The organism is Galbibacter sp. L-19, assembly GCF_056857615.1.
The window spans coordinates 106,689-126,016 of record NZ_JBSXNL010000062.1 but is presented as its reverse complement, the minus strand read 5'-3'; the positions used below and the strand labels follow the sequence as shown (position 1 = coordinate 126,016).

Sequence of the window (19,328 nt, the reverse complement as noted above, 5' to 3'; positions counted from 1 at the left end):
AAATGAAAATTAAATTTTTAATACTTACTTTTTTTATATGTTTCTCGGGAGTTTTATTCTCTCAAGAGGAAGAAGTGCAGTTTGAGGCCAATGCTAGTAAGAAAAAACTTGGCGTAAATGAGCGCTTACGTGTAGAATTTAGCATGAATAAGGATGGCGATAATTTTGTGCCACCTTCTTTTGAAGGTTTTAGAGTTTTAATGGGGCCAAATCAATCTGTTAGTCATTCTTGGGTAAATGGAAAACGTTCTTTTTCAAAATCGTATTCTTACGTTTTAACACCTTTGTCCAAAGGGAATTTTACAATTCAGCAGGCTAAAGTTGAAATAGAAGGAAATACGTATAAAACAACGCCTATAAAAATAGAGGTAACCGAAGCGGTTAACGACCCGAATGCGCCGCCTTCTGCCGATGATATTGCAGATGATAATTTGCATTTAGTAGCTGAGGTATCTAATGGGAGTCCGTATTTAAATGAGGCAGTAAGTGTGGTTTACAAATTGTATGTGAGTCCAAGCATTAATGTTTCTAATTTTCTTCCGAAGGCAAATCCAACGTATAATAATTTTTGGTCTCAAGATATAAAAGTTACCAGATTTCAGGTAGAGAATGGTTTGTACGAAGGAAAACAATACCGTTATGTGGTTTTAAAACGTGTAGTATTATATCCTCAAAAAACGGGCTCTTTAGAAATTGAACCGCTCTCATTGGATGTAACTGTAGATGTTCCAACTAATAGGAGAGATGTTTTTGGCGGAAGATTGTTTACGCAAACTAATAAAACAGTTACTGCTGGGCAACGTATTATTAAAGTAAAACCACTTCCAGAGGCTGGAAAACCAGCAGGATTTACAGGTGCTGTTGGACAATTTGATTTTGATGTAATTACTTCAAAATCCGATTTAAAAGCGAACGAATCTTTAACTGCTAAAATTCAGGTAACTGGAAAAGGAAACTTAAAACTTTTTAACTTGCCAAAGCTTACGCTTCCAAGTTCGTTGGAGGTTTATGAGCCTGAACATGAAGAAAATGTTTCTACGAATTTATCTGGAATGAGCGGAAAAATTTCCGACAATTATACTATTGTTCCGCAATTCAAAGGGAAGTATCCTATTCCTGGCGTAGCATTCTCTTATTTTGATCCTAAAGAAGAGAAATACAAAACAGTTACTTCACAACAATCCCTAATAAATGTTTATGAAGGACCGTCCAGTGCTGCGGTAGCAAATGAAGCGACCAGAGATAGTGATGCTATCAATAAGCAACCTATAGCTACCTTGGGCGACCAATTTAGATTTATAAAATTAGACACCAATTTATATGCTAAAGAAGCTTCTGTTTTCTTCGGTTCTATTTTGTATTATATATTGCTACTAGTTCCTTTACTTTTAATTCCTATTGCTATTTTAATAGGGAAGAAAAGAGCAGCTATGGCTGGAGATGTAGTTGGCAATAGAGTTAGAAAGGCTAATAAGTTGGCTAAGAAATATTTATCAGAAGCAAAAAGAAATCTTGGTAATAAAGAGGCATTCTACGAATCTTTAGAAAGAGCGCTACATAATTACTTACGAGCAAAATTGAAGTTGGTAACGTCTGAATTTAGTAAAGAAAAAATAAGTGAATTACTACTTTCTAAAAATGTAGAAAAGCAGGGGGTAGATAATTTTATAGCATTACTAAAAAGTTGTGAATTGGCAAGGTATTCTCCAAGTACAACAGCAGAAATGCAAAGCGATTACAATAAAGCAGCCGAAGTTATTTCGTTAATCGATAAACAGTTTAAATCATGATGAAGGCTTGTAAAAGTTTACTTAGCGGATTTGTTTTTACGTTGTTTTTATTGACAGCTTATGTTGGGGTAGCCCAAAATGAAGCGGTGTTTAAGCAAGGTAACGATTTATACAACGAGGGGAAATATCAAAAAGCAATAGAAAAATATCTTGAGGTATCTCAAAGTGGAGTTCATTCTGCTGCTCTTTATTATAATTTAGCCAATGGATATTATAAATTAAATCAAATAGCACCAAGTATCTATTATTATGAAAAAGCTCTCTTGCTTTCTCCTAATGATGCAGATATTAAAAATAATTTGCACTTTGCAGAAAACATGACGGTAGATGCTATTGATGTGATGCCGCAAACTGGTTTAGCAAAATTAGCCACCAATATAATCTTTAAATTATCATACAATACATGGGCTATTCTGTCTATTTTATTTATGGTGTTGTTTGTTGTTGGTTTCTTACTGTATTACTTTGCTAGCTACCATACAAGAAAGCGGATTTATTTTGCGCTAAGTATTTTATTCCTGTTATTTTCTATAGCTAGTTATGGTTTTTCATATTACCAATACGGAGTAGAAAACAATAGAAAACCTGCCATAATTTTTGCTAAAGAAACTTCTGTAATGTCAGAACCTAATATGGGCAGCACCGAGGTATTTTTATTGCATGAAGGGACTAAAGTTAATATTTTGGAAACCTTAGGAGGTTGGAAAAAGATTAAGCTAGCAGATGGTAAAATAGGTTGGCTACCCGATACTGATTTAAAAGAAATTAAAGACTTTTAAAAAATCCTTAACAGATAATTCAGTAACAAACATTATATTTGTTATTGATGTTAATTAATTGTCAGTATTGAATACGAATAAGAAAATATTTGTGGGTTTTTTCCTCTTTATATTTTGCTCCTTCTTAATAACTCCAGCTATATTGACTGTTGTTGAGAAAGATGCAGACGTATCCTACTTTTATAGTATGACAGAAGAAGAGAAGAAGGACAATAATACTAGCAGTGAATTAAAAGAACTCAAAGAGTTACCTTACCCAAAAGAGGAAGGTTTTTATATTTCTCAGATTATTACAAAAAGAAAAAATTACCATTACTTCGTAAAACATCACTATAGTCAAGTGATGGATGTTATTATTCCACCTCCAGAATATATTTCCTAATTAGATTTAAGGAATATTATTTCCAATAGTTTCTACTTTAAGAGTAAAAATTGGGTTATTTCCAATATGCTAACTATTGTTTATTATTCTATTTAAAATCTGATTACCTACACGTTTTTCACGCAAATTTTAAGTAAAATTTTAATAAGTTTTCACCTCTTGTGAAAACAAAAATATAGTTAGTTATGTTTAAACATCTAAAAAATGATTTACCGGCGAGTCTTGTCGTGTTTTTCGTAGCCCTACCATTGTGTTTAGGGATTGCATTAGCCAGTGGTGCCCCTTTATTTTCTGGTTTAATAGCTGGTATTGTTGGAGGTATTGTAGTTGGTAGTATAAGTGGTTCTTCCATTGGAGTAAGTGGACCAGCAGCTGGATTGGCAGTTATTGTTTTAGCTGCAATAGCCTCTTTAGGATTTGAGAATTTTTTAGTTGCGGTAATTATTGGAGGTGTAATTCAAATTCTCTTAGGTGTTTTAAAGGCAGGTATTATTGGGTATTATTTTCCTTCATCTGTAATTAAGGGGATGTTGGCTGCCATAGGGGTTATTATTTTTTTAAAGCAAATACCGCATGCTTTTGGATATGATTCCGATTATGAGGGAGATTTAGATTTTTTCCAATTAGATGGTGAGAATACGTTTTCGGCATTAGGTTCTATGTTAGATTTTATCTCTCCAGGAGCCATTTTAGTAACGTGCATTTCGTTGTTTATTTTACTGTTTTGGGAAAAAGTATTATCAAAGAAACACGATATATTTAAAATTATCCCTGGGCCATTAGTAGCCGTAATTGTTGGGATTTTATATTATATGTTAGTAGATTCTAACTCTAGTTTTGGAATAGCTACAGACCATTTAGTATCGGTACCTGTACCAGAAAGTGCTTCAGATTTTATTGGGCAGTTTACGTTTCCTAATTTTGCAGCAATTACAAACCCGCAAGTATGGGTAACTGGTGTTACAATTGCGATTGTAGCAAGTTTAGAAACACTTTTGTGTGTGGAAGCAACAGATAAAATGGATCCAGAAAAAAGAACAACACCTACCAATAGAGAGCTTTTTGCACAAGGAGCAGGAAACATTGTTTCTGGATTTATAGGTGGACTTCCAATTACACAAGTTATTGTGCGTAGTTCTGCTAACCTTCAATCGGGAGGTAAAACAAAATTATCGGCAATTATTCATGGAGTGTTGCTCCTTGGATCTGTAATTTTAATTCCATTATTACTTAATAAAATACCACTTGCTGTATTAGCGGCAATCTTACTTATTGTAGGTTATAAATTAGCAAAACCAGCATTGTTTAAGCAGATGTTTAAGTTGGGAAAAGAACAATTTATTCCTTTTATTGTAACTGTTTTAGGAGTAGTGTTTACAGATTTATTAATGGGAATAGGATTAGGATTGGCTGTAGGGATTACAATGATTTTAATAAAGAACTATCAAAACTCACACTTCTTACATATTGAGAAAACAGATGAAGGGAGTCATATTGTAAAAATGACTTTAGCAGAAGAGATTTCTTTTCTGAATAAAGGAGCAATTCTGAAAGAGCTAAATGCGTTGCCAAATGATACTCTTCTGGAGTTAGATGTTACAAAAACGCTACGATTGAACTATGACATTTTGGAAATTCTAGATGATTTTGCTATTAAAGCGAAAGATAAAAATATAGAAGTTAAGTTAATTTCCAACAAAGGAGTTGTGTACAACCCTAAAAATTACACTTCATTTTTTAGAGCAAAAAATAGCGAAGCAGCTTAATAAATTATATAAAAAAGTTTAATTTTAAGAAAAATATTAGAATGAATTTAGATAAGGTATTTGACAATAATAAAAAGTGGATTGAATCTAAACTTGATGTAGATTCAAATTATTTTGAAGATTTAGGAAAAGGACAAAGTCCAGAGTTACTATACATAGGTTGTTCTGATAGTAGGGTAACTGCAGAGGATTTAATGGGTTTACAGCCAGGTGAGGTTTTTGTTCATAGAAACATTGCAAATATGGTTGTAGGAACAGACTTGAATGCAATGTCTGTATTAGATTACGCCGTTAACCATTTAAAAGTAAACCATGTAGTGGTTTGTGGACATTTTTCTTGTGGAGGTGTAAAAGCAGCTATGCAATCGGCAGATTTAGGAATTTTAAATCCATGGTTAAGAAATATTAGAGATGTATACCGTTTACATAAAACCGAATTAAATGCTATTGACGATGAAGATAAGCGTTACGACCGTTTAGTGGAGTTAAATGTTCAAGAGCAATGTGTAAACCTTATTAAAACTGCAACTGTACAAAAAGCGGTTCGTAGTAGAGGACTTAAAGTTCATGGTTGGGTATTTGATATTCATACTGGAAAATTAATTGACTTAAAGATTGATTTAGATGGTATTTTGAAAAATATTATGGAAATCTATCATTTAGATTAAGCTACCATTTAATAATTGAAGTGGCTGTCTAAAAAGTATCTAAACTTTAAATGTTATCCTGAGCTTGTTGAAGGATGCTTTTGAGTATTAGTTGTTTAAAACTTCGAAAAGCTTAGTTTTAACAATTATAAATTACTTTTTAAACAGCCATTTTTTTGTTTAAAATAGAAAAGAAACGAAAAATTTCCTCTATAAATAATAACTTGTGGGAACTATAATTTATTCTTTTCTCCTATAGTATAGGGTCTTGTATCTTTATTCAGATACTATATTTAATATTTTAGGAAGTTTCTCTAAGCACCCAATCAAAAACAAAGCCTCCAATCTCTTTAACGGGTTTATAGGTAGCTGAGTTGTCTATAGTTTCTTGCTTTATAAACTCAATAGTTTGATTGGTTCTGTCTATAAAAATTAAAATAGCCCCTAGAATTACTATTATTTTTAATCCGCCAAAAGCAGCTCCAAAGAATCTATTTAATAAGCCTAAAGCAGCTAAATTAGCAATTTTTGTAAGTAGTTTTCCTATAAGAGAGACAGCTAATATTATAATGATAAAAGTGATAGCAAAGGCAGTAAGGCTAACGTATTTTTGTTCCCAGTCGACTTTTTCTTGAAGGAAGTCGCCCACAAAATATGAAAAGTGGATGGCGCCATAGATTCCAAGAATAAGAGCAACTAAGGAGGCTACTTCTATAAAAAGCCCTTTCATAAATCCGCGTACAATTCCGAAGATAATAAGTCCGCCTAAAACGATGTCAATGTAATTCATTCAGAAAATCATTTTAACAAATATACATTTTAGATTTTTAGAAATTAAAATGCTATGATGTTAATAGAAAAATTATCTTCTTACTTTTGCACAAAATTATAAAATGGCAAGAGACGAGGTTTTAAAAATGAAATGGGATTTGTTGGTTGGAAAACTCTCAAATCAATTTGCAGATGGGGATGAATTAGAGCTTGATGCTATTATTTATTTAATAGGAGTTCAAGAGCTTGGGCAACTTAATAGAAAGTTTAAAAAGGACGAAAAGCTTAATTTAATGCATATTGCTATTTGCCGACTTTTAGAGCCTTATGGATATTATGAGTTTGATTTTTTTGATGATGATGGTTGGCCACATTATGTAATGAAAGAGCAATTACCTACTCTAAAAGCAGGAGAACAGTCGGTTTTGATGAAAGAAGCTATTGTACAGTATTTTACAGATAGTGGTTATATAGAATAGTAAAAAAACAATATAGAGTGCGCTAGTTATAGCTGCTAGCCCCGATTGAGCCAACTACCCCGTCTGTTTGGCAGAGACAAACAGCCGTGTAGTGGGGAAAGCGGGAAACAGCGATTTATATTTTCGCAAGCTAAAAAGCTTCTAAAAAAGAATTATAAGTTGAAGGAAACGGCAAATATTCTTTAGAAATCTTTAAATTTGCCCTTCCAAAGAAAAAATGGTTATGATTGATACTATTAAGGAACATATTGAGAAAGTAAAAGGCTTTACAGCGGTTACTTTAGATGAGGTTGAAGCATTTAGAATTGAATATCTAGGAAAAAAAGGACTTTTAAATGACTTTTTTGCTGAATTTAAGAATGTTCCTAATGAGCAGAAGAAAGAATTTGGACAGGTAATTAACCAGTTAAAAAATACTGCACAGGAAAAGGTGAATTCTTTAAAAGAAGCTTTAGAGAGTGCTCAGCCTACAGAAAATTTGTATGGCGATTTAACGCGACCTGCAATGCCATTGGAATTGGGAGGAAGACATCCAATTTCTATTGTTAAAAATCAAATTATTGATATATTTTCTCGGATTGGATTTAATGTTTCTGAAGGGCCAGAAATTGAAGACGATTGGCATAATTTTACGGCATTAAATTTACCAGAATACCATCCTGCTAGAGATATGCAGGATACGTTTTTTGTGCAAACTAATCCGGATGTTTTATTGCGTACGCATACGTCGTCTGTGCAAGTGCGTTATATGGAAAATAATAAACCGCCAATTAGAACGATTTCTCCTGGGCGTGTTTTTAGAAATGAGGCTATTTCTTCTCGGTCGCATTGCTTTTTCCATCAAGTAGAAGGATTGTATATTGATAAGGGAGTTTCGTTTGCCGATTTAAAACAAACTCTACAGTATTTTACTACAGAAATGTTTGGGAAGTCTAAGATTCGTTTACGTCCATCTTATTTTCCATTTACAGAACCTAGTGCTGAGGTAGATGTGTATTGGGGCTTAGAAACCGAAACCGATTACAGAATGACCAAAGGTACAGGATGGTTGGAAATTATGGGTTGCGGAATGGTAGACCCTAATGTGTTAGAAAATTGTGGAATTGATTCTAAAGAATATTCTGGATTTGCCTTTGGAATGGGGATAGATAGAATTGCTTTATTGTTGCATCAAATTTCGGACATTAGAATGCTTAGTGAAAACGATATCCGTTTCTTAAAACAATTTAAATCTGTTTTATAATTACTCAATAATCGAAATTTGAATGCTCCGAAGCTTGCTTTGGAATGTTTTTGGTTTTTCCTTTTAATGCCCCGTGAATTGTTCCGAGGTATTTTACTTATAATAAATATCTATGTCTATATTTTTAGACACATAGCAGAATGATTATTTGGAGGTTCCATGTAACCGTTAAAACGATAAATAAAACATGAAAAAAGATATAGAAATCCCTATTGCTGAAGAAGTTTATGTTGCTGCTGTAAATGAGTGGGACGAAAAGCACCTTTCAAAAACTTGGTATATCTATCTTATAAATAATAGGGAAAGTGCAATAGAAGGAACTATTTTGGTTTCTAAAGGTTATGGAGAAGCGTTAAAAACTACAACTATGCGCCATGGACTTGGAGATTTGGAAGCTAAATCTTTTAGGAAAGTAGAACTTATCCAAGAGGAGGTTTTTAAACTGAAAAACGAGTTTTTTCTTACTTTTTTTGCTGATAATAAATTATACGAAAAAAAATTCCTTTTTAACGAGTATCAGATTTCAGAGAGCAATGAGGTTGCTGTTCCTGTGTTAGGAATAGCAGGTGTTTTGGCGAATTAAGTCACTTCTTTTTAATGTTAAAATTGAGATGAAATAATCTTGTTTTTAACATTTATGATTAAAATATCACAATATATCCGTTTTATTTTATAAATATTAAAATTTAACAGCTTCGGTTTTAATTTTTTCTCATAGGAAATTTTGTTAGTCTGCTATAACTTGTAGCAACTTAACTTAATTAATCTACAAGAAATGAAAAACCTAAAGAATAATAGCCGAAGAGAATGGTTTAAAAAAGGAGCATTAGCTGCTGGAGCATTAGCTTTAACACCAATAGATTTATGGAGTGCAACGGCAGATTATGCGCATGGAAATAAACAGCCTTTTATGTTTAATTCCAATTTAACTAGCTTTAAAGAGTTTACTCCCCCTAGATTTCCAGATTTAAGTACGGTAAAAGCTAGATTGGTATGGAATGAAAATCCATATGGACCATCCTTAAAAGCATCAAAGGCCTTTCAAGAGGCTGTTACAGAAGGGAATCATTATTCATGGCGGTCTTTAGGAGAATTAGTAGGAAAAATAGCGCAAAAAGAAGGAGTTACTACAGATAATATTATGATGGGACCTGGGTCGTCTGATTTATTAGAGAAAACCGCCTTGGTTTATTTTAGAGATGGAGGAAATGTTATTAGTGGAGACCCTTGTTATATGTCTTTGGTTCAAGTAGCAAAAGCTTCAGGCGGCAATTGGAAGCCTATTAAGCTCACTAAAGATTTTCAACACGATCTAGATGCTATGGAAGCTGCTATAGATGCAGATACAAAGTTAGTGTACATTACAAATCCTAATAACCCAACAGGAACATTAACAGACACCAAAAAGCTTTATGATTTTTGTGATCGCGTATCAGACAAGGTTCCTATTTTTATTGATGAAGCTTATATAGAATTGTCAGAAGGTGGGTTAAATAATAGCATGGCTCCTCTGGTTGCAAAAGGAAAAAATGTGTTTGTAGCTCGTACTTTTTCCAAAATATATGGAATGGCTGGACTGCGCATTGGATATATGTTAGGAAATAAGAATTCTTTAGATGAAATTAATAAAATTACTAGAGGTGGAATGGGAATTACAGGGCCTACAATAGCTGCTGCCAATGCTAGTTTAGACGATGTTGATTTTGTGGAAGATTGTAAGTCAAAAATTACTGAAGCAAAACAATTTACCTACAATTTATTAGAGAAAAAAAATATTTCCTACCTCCCATCTCAAACAAACTTTGTTCTATTTCCTATAGAAATGGCAGGAGACGAATTTCTTGATAAAATATATGAAAGGAAAGTGGTGGTTAGGGCCTTTAAATTTTGGGATCAAGATTGGTGTAGAGTGAGTATGGGAACAACGGAAGAAATGAAATATTTTGCTGAGGCAATTAATCAAATACTTGTTTAATGGAGTTTGCTTTACAAAAAACCATATCATTACTGCTATTTATTTTAATAGGATTTCTACTCAAGCTTAAGTTTAAAAGTCCAGAAGAAGTTACAGGGTTAAAAAAAATAATTTTAAACCTTGCATTGCCTGCCACTATTTTTATTGCTTTATTAAAGGTGAATATTAGTATGGCATTAATTTCACTTCCATTTTTAGCAATTTTATTAAATGTAGTTTTATACTTTATTACTGGTTTAATGCTTCCTTTGGTAGGGATTGAAAAAAATACTGCCATAGGAAGAACAAGTAGGTTGCTTGTCCCTTCTCTTGCTCCTGGCTTATCGTCTTTTCCGTTTATATTAGAATTTTTAGGAGACGATTATTTAGCTAAAGCTGCAATGGCAGATTTAGGAAATAAAGTTTTTGTACTTGTTGTATTGTATATTATTGCAATGAAATGGTACTATCAAAACAATCAAGATGTAGTTGGAGTTATTGGGAATTCAAGGAAGATTAAAAATCTATTTATTTCAATTCTAAAAGAACCCGTTAATATTTTTATTTTTGCCGCCTTACTCTTTGTAGTTTTTGGTGTTAACCTTACTATGCTTCCTAGTTTTTTTAAGGATACCTTTTCAAGGCTAAGTATTATTATGACTCCATTAGTACTTATTTATATTGGTTTGGCATTTAAAATTAAACGAATGCAGTTTGTGCAAATATTTTCTTTATTAATGTTACGCGCAGGAGTAATACTTGTATTAATTGCCTCGTTAGCTATGCTGTTTGGAGGAATAAATAGCAATACTATTCTTTTAATAGTTTCATTTGCTCTTAGTGCTTGTAGTTTTTGGCCATTTGCACATATTTCTTTAATAGATTCTTCAGAAAAAAATAAAAACACTAATGCTAAAACATTTGATTCCAATTTTGCAATTGGAGTTTTAGCACTTTCATTACCTATTTCTACATTACTAATATTATGTATTCTCTCTGCAGGAAATACATTTTCGGATGTGTTTAATTTATTAATATTAGGTCTAACATGCTGTTTTTTAGGTGTTTTTGTGGTAATTTGCAAAAGTTTTAAATCGTTTATTAAAGCTTCCTCCACTACCTCAAAAAAATATTCTGAAAGTAACGCTTAATTTTTAAGCTAAAGTTTAACATACTATTAACTGCTGTTTAGTTCGGTAATTACCGAACTAAACGTAGTTTTGCATCTTATTTATAAAATATGATAGAAGATGTAGAATTAATGAAGCTAAAAAAAGAGCTAATAGAAGAAATGGGAGTGTATTTTGAATGTCAAGATATGCTATCTCCACTGTCTTCAAGAATCTTTGGGTATTTAGCTTTAGCAGGAGATAAAGGTGCAACTTTTGACGAGATTTTGGAAGAGTTACAAGTGAGTAAAAGTTCGCTTTCAACAAATCTTCAGCTTTTACAGTCGATGGGAAGGATTGGTTATTACACAAAATCGGGAGACCGTAGAAGGTATTTTAAGGCTTCGGTTGATAATATGATAAATCGTTTAGATGATAAAATTAATTCTTGGAAAAAAGAGCGAGAACTGCATGTTAAGGTTCTTAATTATCGAGAAAAAACATTATCAGCAGATGATAAATTAACAATGAAAAACAGAAAAGATCTTTCTTTCAATAAGCACTACATTGAGTTTGTGGATGCCATGATTGAAAATTTATGTAAACTAAAAAATAATTTAATAACAGTCAATCAAGTACAATAATGAGTTCAAAATTATATTCTAAACTATTCCTAGTAGGTTTTGCAATAGTCCTTGTAAGTTGTGGGAAGAAGGAAAAAGCGCAACAAGCAGCTCAGGCAATGCCTTATCCTACTGTAAAGATAGAAAGTAAAAAAATTACTGGTTATAAAACCTATCCTACAAGTATAGAAGGGGTTATAAACAGTGGGGTTCGAGCAAAAATATCTGGTTATATAAAAGATGTTTTAGTAGACGAAGGACAGCAAGTTAGCAAAGGGCAAGTTTTATTTCGTTTAGAAACAGAATCTTTAACTCAAGATGCTGGTGCTGCTCAAGCTAGTGTAAATGTAGCCCAAGTGGAGGTTGATAAATTAAAGCCACTAGTAGAAAAGGGAATTATTAGTGAAGTTCAATTAGAAACTGCCAAAGCTAATTTAGCACAAGCAAAGAGTAATTATAGCGCCATAAATGCTAATATAAATTATGCTACGGTTAAAAGTCCTGTTGATGGTTTTGTAGGGGCAATACCTTATAGAGAAGGAACTTTAGTAAGTCCGAGTGACCAAATACCGTTAACAACAGTTTCTGATATAAAAGAAGTTTATGCTTATTTTTCAATGAATGAAGAGGATTACTTAGATTTTGTTCAGAATACAAAAGGAGATTCCCGTCAGGAAAAACTTGACAATTTTCCAGAAATCAATTTGGTTTTAGCTAATGGCGAATTATATAAGCATAAAGGAAAAATTAAAACTGTAACAGGGCAAGTAAACCAAAATACAGGTACAGTTAGCTTTAGAGCTACATTTCCTAATCCAGAAAGACTTTTAACAAATGGAAACAGTGGGGTAATACAAATCCCTACCGTTTATACAGATGTACCTGTTATTTCTCAAGAATCTACTTTTGAGCGTCAGGGGCAAACATTAGTTTTTCATGTAGGAAGTGATAATAAAGTAAAATCTGAAGTAATTAAAATTACAGACCACATAGAAAACTTATATGTAGTAGAATCTGGTGTTAAAATTGGAGATGTTATAGTGGCTAAAGGAGTGGATAAACTTAGAGATGGAGCTGAAATTGTACCACAAGAAACGTCATTTGATAGTATAACAAAACCGATAAAAACATTATTTAGAAACTAACAAAAAAGCTTAAAAAGTAAGTTATGCTAAAAACATTTATAGAGAGACCTGTATTATCTACAGTAATCTCCATTATATTAGTAATTTTAGGAGGGTTAGGGGTTTTAACCTTGCCTATAGAGCAGTATCCAGATATTGCCCCTCCTACTGTTCAGGTAAATGCTACCTATCCTGGAGCCAGTGCCGAAACTATATTAGAGAGTGTAATTATTCCTATTGAAGAGCAGATAAATGGAGTGGAAGGAATGACGTACATTACTTCTACCGCTACCAATGCTGGTACAGCAAATGTTACGGTTTATTTTGATCAAAATACAGATCCAGATATTGCTGCTGTAAACGTACAGAACAGGGTATCTAGAGCCAATGCTTTGTTGCCGCAAGAGGTTGTACAAACAGGAGTTATAACACAAAAGCAACAAACGAGTTCGCTGATGTTTATTTCTTTTTTCTCATCTAATGAGGATTACGACGCTACGTATGTTCAGAATTACTTAAAAATTAACGTTATTCCAGAATTACAGCGTGTAAATGGGGTTGGAGATGTTAATGTATTTTCTAGTCAAGATTATGCAATGCGTATTTGGTTAAAACCAGATAAATTATCGGCATATAATTTAATTCCATCAGATGTTTCGGCAGCTTTAAGAGAGCAAAGTTTAGAAGCAGCTGCAGGTTCTTTAGGAGAGAATAATGGAGAGGCTTTTTCTTACGTAATAAAATACAGTGGGCGTTTTAAAACTGAAAAACAATACGGAGACATCATTATAAAAGCGCTAGGGAATGGTCAGTATCTGCGTTTAAAAGATGTTGCAGATATAGAATTGAGTGCGCAATCTTTTGCTTCGAGTTCTATTACAAATGGGTATCCAAGTGTAAACATGGCGATATACCAAACAAAAGGGTCCAATGCACAAGAGATTATTGAGACTATTCGCGAAAAATTGGAGAATCTGAAGCCAGATTTTCCAAAAGGGATAGATTTGTTTATTCCGTATGATACAAACGACTTTTTAACTGCATCGATAGATAAGGTGGTGCATACACTTATTGAGGCGTTTATATTGGTTTTCTTGGTAGTATTTATTTTCTTACAAGATGTTAGATCTACTTTAATTCCTGCTATAGCAGTTCCTGTTGCAATTATAGGTACTTTCTTTTTTCTGAATGTCTTCGGATATTCCATAAACTTACTAACATTATTCGCTTTAGTGCTGGCTATTGGTATTGTGGTCGATGATGCTATTGTAGTGGTGGAAGCGGTGCATGCCAAGATTGAAGAAGGGAATGAGAAATCTGCAAAATCTGCAACTATAAATGCAATGACAGAAATATCAGGAGCTATTATATCTATTACCTTAGTAATGGCAGCTGTATTTATTCCTGTTACATTTATCCAAGGACCAACAGGGGTTTTTTATGAGCAATTTGGGGTAACGCTAATTGTAGCGATTATGATTTCTGCTGTAAATGCCTTAACCTTAAGCCCTGCATTGTGTGCATTATTCTTAAAAGTTCATACGGAAGAGGAGAAGAAGAACACAACATACTTACAACGTTTTTATGACGGTTTTAATAAGGGATTTAGTGCTACTACAGAACGTTATGGAAAATCTTTAGGTTTTCTATATAAGCATAAATGGATTACTGGAGTTGCATTATTGGCGTCTATAGCTGGTATAATTTGGGTTTCTTCAACTACTCCAACTGGTTTTGTTCCTAATGAAGATCGTGGGATTATTTTTGCGAATGTAGAATTACCTGCGGGTTCATCTATAGATAGAACTGGAGAAGTAAACAGATTATTATATGAAAAAACTAAGGATTTACCTGGTGTAGAAGGTGTGTCTGTAATTAGTGGATTTAGCTTATTAGGAGGACAAGGTAGTAACTACGGATTAGGATTTATTAAATTAAAAGACTGGGAAGAACGTGGAGAAGATTCTCTTTCTGTAGATGCGCTTACCAAGAAGTTATTTGGAATAGCTACTACAATTCCAGAGGCAAATATTATATTTTTTGCACCGCCAAGTATTCCTGGTTTTGGAATTTCTTCTGGTTTTGAAGTGAATTTATTAGATAGATCTGGAGGTGCTTTTACGGAACTAGATGAGGCTAATCGTGATTTTATGATGGCTTTAATGAAACATCCTGAAATTCAATATGCGCAATCTTCTTTTAATACTAAATATCCACAGTATGAGATGGAGATTAACGTGCCTGTTGCTAAAGAAAAGGGAGTGCCTATTAGCTCTATATTCTCTACCTTACAAGGATATATAGGAGGTATTTATGCAGCCGATTTTGCTAGATTTGGTAAACAGTATCGTGTGTATTTACAAACACTTCCCGAAAGTAGAGATAATAAACAATCTTTAAATGAATTGTATGTTAGAACTGGAGAAGGGGAAATGGCACCTATTACTCAGTTTGTAAAACTAAAAAGAGTGTACGGACCTCAGTCGGTTACCCGTTTTAACTTATTTAATTCTTCTAAAATTACTGGAGCTTCAAATCCTGGGTATAGTACTGGGGATGCAATTGCTGTAGTAGAAGCTGAAGCGGCAAACTTACCATCAAATTATGATATTGCTTATTCTGGACTAACTAGAGAAGAGGTAAATGCAGGAAGTCAGACAATTTTAATATTTATTTTAAGTATTGTGTTTGTGTACTTTTTATTATCGGCACAGTACGAAAGTTATCTGCTGCCTTTTTCGGTAATCTTATCATTACCATTAGGGGTATTTGGAGCTTATTTTACAACCAAAATGGTTGGATTGGAAAATAATATTTTCTTCCAAATTGCACTTATTATGTTAATTGGGCTTTTAGCCAAAAATGCAATTCTTATTGTGGAGTTTGCACTTCAACGGCGAAGACGAGGAGAGAGTCTTGCAGATGCTGCAATTCATGGGGCTAAAGCTAGACTTAGACCAATTTTGATGACTTCATTTGCTTTTATTTTAGGATTAATGCCATTAGCATTAGCAGGTGGTGTTGGTGCCGCTGGTAACCGTTCTATAGGAACTGGAGCAGCAGGAGGGATGTTAATTGGAACAATTTTAGGAGTGTTTGCAATCCCAATTCTTTTTGTAGTATTCCAATGGTTACAAGAAAAAATTTCAGGAGCTCCAGAAGCTATTGTTGAATCTGAAGATAACTTAAATTAAGATGAAGAACTTAAAAATATATAAAATCATACTAGGGCTTAGCGTACCATTGCTGTTGCAATCGTGTTTTGTGGCTAAGAATTATGAAAGACCTGAGGTTGAAACGGAAAATCTTTATAGAACCGATCAGCTATCTCAAGACAGTACTTCATTAGGAATGGTTTCATGGAGAACTTTATTTAAGGATCCAATTCTAGAAAGATATATAGATACTGCACTTGTTAATAATTTAGATATCAGAATGGCGCTACAGCAAATTGTGGCTTCAGAGGCTTATTTAAAACAAGGAAAGGCTGGCAATTATCCAACTTTAAATTTAAATGGAACAGTTACGCGTCAGGAAAATTCTGAAAACAGTCAGTTTGGGAGTATTTTTAATGCGCCTTATGAGCAATACGATTTAACGGCAAGTTTATCATGGGAAGCAGATATCTGGGGAAAAATACGAAGTAATAAAAGAGCTTTCGAAGCAACGTATTTGCAAACTATCGAAGCGCATAAAGCTGTTAAAACAGAACTTATTGCAGCACTTGCTTCTACTTATTATCAATTACTTTCTTTAGATGAACAGTTAAAAATTACTAATGAAACAGTAGAAAATAGAGAAGGGAGTTTAGAAACAACAAAGGCTCTTAAAGATGCTGGAATGGTTACAGAAGTGGCGGTTAAACAAACCGAAGCTCAGTTATACACAGCAAAGGCGATAAAAATTGATTTAGAAAATCAAATTAAATTATTAGAGAATGCCTTTTCTATTTTATTAGCGCAACCTCCACATGCTATAGAGCGTAGTGTATTGGAATCTCAAGAAATAGACCAAGAATTAACTACAGGAGTTCCTTATTTGATGTTGCAAAACAGACCCGATGTAGCTTCAGCAGAATATGGATTAATAAATGCTTTTGAGCTTACTAATGTTGCTAGAAGTAGCTTTTATCCTTCTATTACATTAAGTGCTAGCGCTGGTTTCCAAAGTTTAAATTTTGATGATTGGATTGATGCGAGCTCTATTTTTAACTCGCTAGTAGGTGGTTTGGCTCAGCCTATTTTAAATGGAAGGAAAATACGTACTCAATTTGAAGTTTCTAAAGCGCAACAAGAGTCGGCTTTATTAAATTATAAGCAAACATTATTAACCGCTGGAAGAGAAGTTTCAGATGCGTTGTATAGTTATCAAGCTGCAGTAGATAAAATTGAAGCTAGACAAAAAGAGTACGAAGCATATAGTTTGGCTACAGAGTATTCTGAAGAATTACTTAATCAAGGTTTAGTAAATTACTTGGAAGTACTTACGGCTAGAGAAAATTCTTTAAACTCTGAATTGCTTTTGGTTGAAAATAAATATTTACGTTTAAATGCTGTTGTGACACTGTACCAAGCACTTGGTGGAGGTTGGCAATAAGGCAATAACAATAAAATCAATTTACCTGTTAATGATTTAACTCATTTAATGGATTAAATAGATTTCATTCATGGTTAGCCCTTACGAAAGTGAGGGCTTTTTTATGTTTTTATAAATAAAACTCGTTAATCCCTCATAGAGGGTTTAATTATTTCAAAGCCTGTTTTGAGTTTGCTGAAGGATTTCTGCACCGTAATAAACTAAACTCCATTGGTTTGAATACCTCTTGGGCTTGATTCGAGATAACTATTTTTTGAAAATGAAATGATTTATTGAATTGTAATTTAACGTGAGTTCTATATAAGAAAACTGACTTATTTGAATACTTTTTAAATCAGTCTTGACCTTTTTGTTTCGTTTTTGTGTCAATACAAAAACGAAAGGAGGATTAAGTAATTTAAAATCATATAGTTAAATTTGTTCTATATTTAGATTTATTTCGAACTCACGTTAATTTATGCAGGGGTTCTAATATTTGTTGTATTAACTGCTTATGATACACAGAAAATTAAACAGATGAATATCATCGGAAATGAAGGACGGAAGAAGATACAAAAGAAGCTGTTATAGGAGCTTTAACTCTGTATTTAGATTTTATAAACCTGTTCTTATTTCTTCTGATAATTTTTGGAAGAAGAAAGTAAATTTATATAATTTGAATAGAATTCTATATGCTTTAATGCTTGTTGTCTTTTTTTCTTGCGAAAAAGAGGCAGAAAATGCTGTGCTTATTTCAGGGGGATTGGTTTCTTCTAAGTCGGAATTCCTTGTTATTAAAAATAGAGATATTACTAATCCTAAAACAATAGATACTTTTTATGTAAACAAAAAAGGAGAGTTTAAGGATACAATCTCAGTAGCGCTAGGTTACTATAAAATAGAGGCGGACAATCTAAATTTTGATATTTATTTGGAGCCTGGTTTTAATTTGGATCTAATTCTAGACCAAGAAAAGAGTAAAGTGTATTTCAAAGGAATTGGTGCTGATGAAAATGAATATCTTTTTTCACGTCAAAAGAAGAGGCAAGCATTAAAGCATATAGATACTTATAAGAACTTTGTAAAGCTTGATGAAGAAGAATTTTTAAAAATGAATGATTCAATTGGAGGTGTTTATAAAAAGCTTCTTGAGGATACGCCTATAAAAAATATTGATTTTTTGCATCTTGAACGGTCCTTTATAGCTCTTAATATGGATTATAATTTAATGAGTTTCGAAGTAGATAAAAAGTTACTTACTGATGAAAAGGATTATAAAGTTTCTATAAACTATCCAAAACCATTTTCTTCTATTGATATAAATAATGAAACATTATTAAAGTTACCTTTCTTTATCCCTTTTTTGGCTAATAATCATTACTATTTCCTTAAAGATAAGAGTGATTTATTTGTGAAGGGAAAGTTCTTAAAATGTAAAAATTGTGATATTGACGTGGCGTATCTAAAGGAAATAGATAAAAATATTACAAATCAAAAAATAAAAAATAAAGTATCATATCTTATTGCTAAATGGCATATAATAGGTGTAGATAGTTTAGATCTGTTTTATAAAACTTTTAAAGCTATAAATACAGATGCATATTATAAGAAAGATATTGAAAGTACTTTTAATAAGCTCAATAAAGTAAAGAAAATTAGATCGGTAGTTGAAACAAAACTTATTAATCGTAATGGAGATACAACTACCTTAAATCAATATAATGGCAAATTTTTGTATGTGGACATTTGGGCTTCTTCATGTAAGCCTTGTTTAGTAGAATTTCCTTCATTTAATAAATTGGCAGATAAATATATCAGAAACATAACTTTTGTAGGGATAAATGTGTGGGACTCAAACAAGAGATGGTTAGATGTATTGAATAAGCATGAGCTAAAAGGAAATCAATTTCAATTAATTGAAGAAAATTCTACTAAAGTAGACTTTACAAAAGAATTAGAAATTAATTCGCTACCTAGATACTTATTATTGGATAAATATGGATCTATTATTGATTTTAATGAGGCGGCTCCTTCTGAGGAAAGACTTCAGCACAAAATAGATTCGCTATTATCTTTAAGGGAATAG

16 protein-coding genes are annotated in these 19,328 nt (G+C 32.7%); 15 read left to right on the top strand and 1 reads right to left on the bottom strand.

Going from position 1 to position 19,328, the window contains the following annotated elements:
- Positions 1-2 precede the first annotated feature (2 nt).
- From AC13CQ_RS12010 to AC13CQ_RS11990, 5 genes are all read left to right on the top strand, one after another.
- Positions 3-1,790: a BatD family protein gene (locus tag AC13CQ_RS12010; RefSeq protein ID WP_008611155.1), complete on the top strand. Its 1,788-nt coding sequence runs from the start codon at positions 3-5 to the stop codon at positions 1,788-1,790.
- On the top strand, positions 1,787-2,569 hold the full coding sequence (locus AC13CQ_RS12005) for a tetratricopeptide repeat protein (protein ID WP_335587155.1): 783 nt from the start codon (positions 1,787-1,789) through the stop codon (positions 2,567-2,569). The genes AC13CQ_RS12010 and AC13CQ_RS12005 overlap by 4 nt, the downstream gene beginning before the upstream one ends.
- Positions 2,570-2,711: 142 nt before the next feature.
- Complete coding sequence (locus AC13CQ_RS12000) at positions 2,712-2,951, top strand: hypothetical protein (RefSeq protein ID WP_008611153.1); 240 nt, start codon at positions 2,712-2,714, stop codon at positions 2,949-2,951.
- 185 nt (positions 2,952-3,136) lie between these two features.
- On the top strand, positions 3,137-4,717 hold the full coding sequence (locus AC13CQ_RS11995) for a SulP family inorganic anion transporter (RefSeq protein ID WP_008611152.1): 1,581 nt from the start codon (positions 3,137-3,139) through the stop codon (positions 4,715-4,717).
- Positions 4,718-4,758: 41 nt separating this feature from the next.
- Complete coding sequence (locus AC13CQ_RS11990) at positions 4,759-5,385, top strand: carbonic anhydrase (protein ID WP_008611151.1); 627 nt, start codon at positions 4,759-4,761, stop codon at positions 5,383-5,385.
- Between the two features lie 280 nt (positions 5,386-5,665).
- Here the strand turns inward: AC13CQ_RS11990 and AC13CQ_RS11985 are convergent, their stop codons facing one another.
- A complete protein-coding gene (locus AC13CQ_RS11985; protein ID WP_335587158.1) occupies positions 5,666-6,154 on the bottom strand; it encodes a CvpA family protein in 489 nt (162 codons plus the stop codon).
- Positions 6,155-6,257: 103 nt separating this feature from the next.
- Between AC13CQ_RS11985 and AC13CQ_RS11980 the strand changes: the two genes are divergently transcribed.
- From AC13CQ_RS11980 to AC13CQ_RS11935, 10 genes are all read left to right on the top strand, one after another.
- A complete protein-coding gene (locus AC13CQ_RS11980) occupies positions 6,258-6,614 on the top strand; it encodes a hypothetical protein (RefSeq protein ID WP_008611149.1) in 357 nt (118 codons plus the stop codon).
- A gap of 223 nt (positions 6,615-6,837) precedes the next feature.
- Positions 6,838-7,857 (top strand): phenylalanine--tRNA ligase subunit alpha, encoded by a 1,020-nt coding sequence (gene pheS, locus AC13CQ_RS11975; RefSeq protein WP_008611148.1) that lies wholly within the window; start codon positions 6,838-6,840, stop codon positions 7,855-7,857.
- A gap of 187 nt (positions 7,858-8,044) precedes the next feature.
- Complete coding sequence (locus tag AC13CQ_RS11970) at positions 8,045-8,440, top strand: hypothetical protein (protein WP_456867935.1); 396 nt, start codon at positions 8,045-8,047, stop codon at positions 8,438-8,440.
- A gap of 192 nt (positions 8,441-8,632) precedes the next feature.
- The gene (locus AC13CQ_RS11965) at positions 8,633-9,832 is read left to right on the top strand and encodes a pyridoxal phosphate-dependent aminotransferase (RefSeq protein ID WP_008611146.1); all 1,200 of its coding nucleotides are present in this window, start codon (positions 8,633-8,635) and stop codon (positions 9,830-9,832) included.
- The gene (locus AC13CQ_RS11960; RefSeq protein WP_474507647.1) at positions 9,832-10,962 is read left to right on the top strand and encodes an AEC family transporter; all 1,131 of its coding nucleotides are present in this window, start codon (positions 9,832-9,834) and stop codon (positions 10,960-10,962) included. Before AC13CQ_RS11965 ends, AC13CQ_RS11960 begins: the two co-directional genes overlap by 1 nt.
- Positions 10,963-11,051: 89 nt before the next feature.
- The gene (locus tag AC13CQ_RS11955) at positions 11,052-11,564 is read left to right on the top strand and encodes a GbsR/MarR family transcriptional regulator (RefSeq protein WP_474506803.1); all 513 of its coding nucleotides are present in this window, start codon (positions 11,052-11,054) and stop codon (positions 11,562-11,564) included.
- Positions 11,564-12,688: an efflux RND transporter periplasmic adaptor subunit gene (locus AC13CQ_RS11950; RefSeq protein ID WP_008611143.1), complete on the top strand. Its 1,125-nt coding sequence runs from the start codon at positions 11,564-11,566 to the stop codon at positions 12,686-12,688. Before AC13CQ_RS11955 ends, AC13CQ_RS11950 begins: the two co-directional genes overlap by 1 nt.
- Positions 12,689-12,711: 23 nt before the next feature.
- Positions 12,712-15,861, top strand: coding sequence for an efflux RND transporter permease subunit (locus AC13CQ_RS11945; protein ID WP_456867931.1), 3,150 nt, complete (start codon positions 12,712-12,714; stop codon positions 15,859-15,861).
- Between the two features lies 1 nt (position 15,862).
- Positions 15,863-17,263, top strand: a complete 1,401-nt coding sequence (locus AC13CQ_RS11940) for an efflux transporter outer membrane subunit (RefSeq protein WP_456867930.1) — start codon at positions 15,863-15,865, stop codon at positions 17,261-17,263.
- 655 nt (positions 17,264-17,918) lie between these two features.
- Positions 17,919-19,328 carry a TlpA family protein disulfide reductase gene (locus AC13CQ_RS11935; protein ID WP_474506802.1) on the top strand — a complete coding sequence of 470 codons (1,410 nt, stop codon included), beginning with the start codon at positions 17,919-17,921 and terminating at the stop codon, positions 19,326-19,328.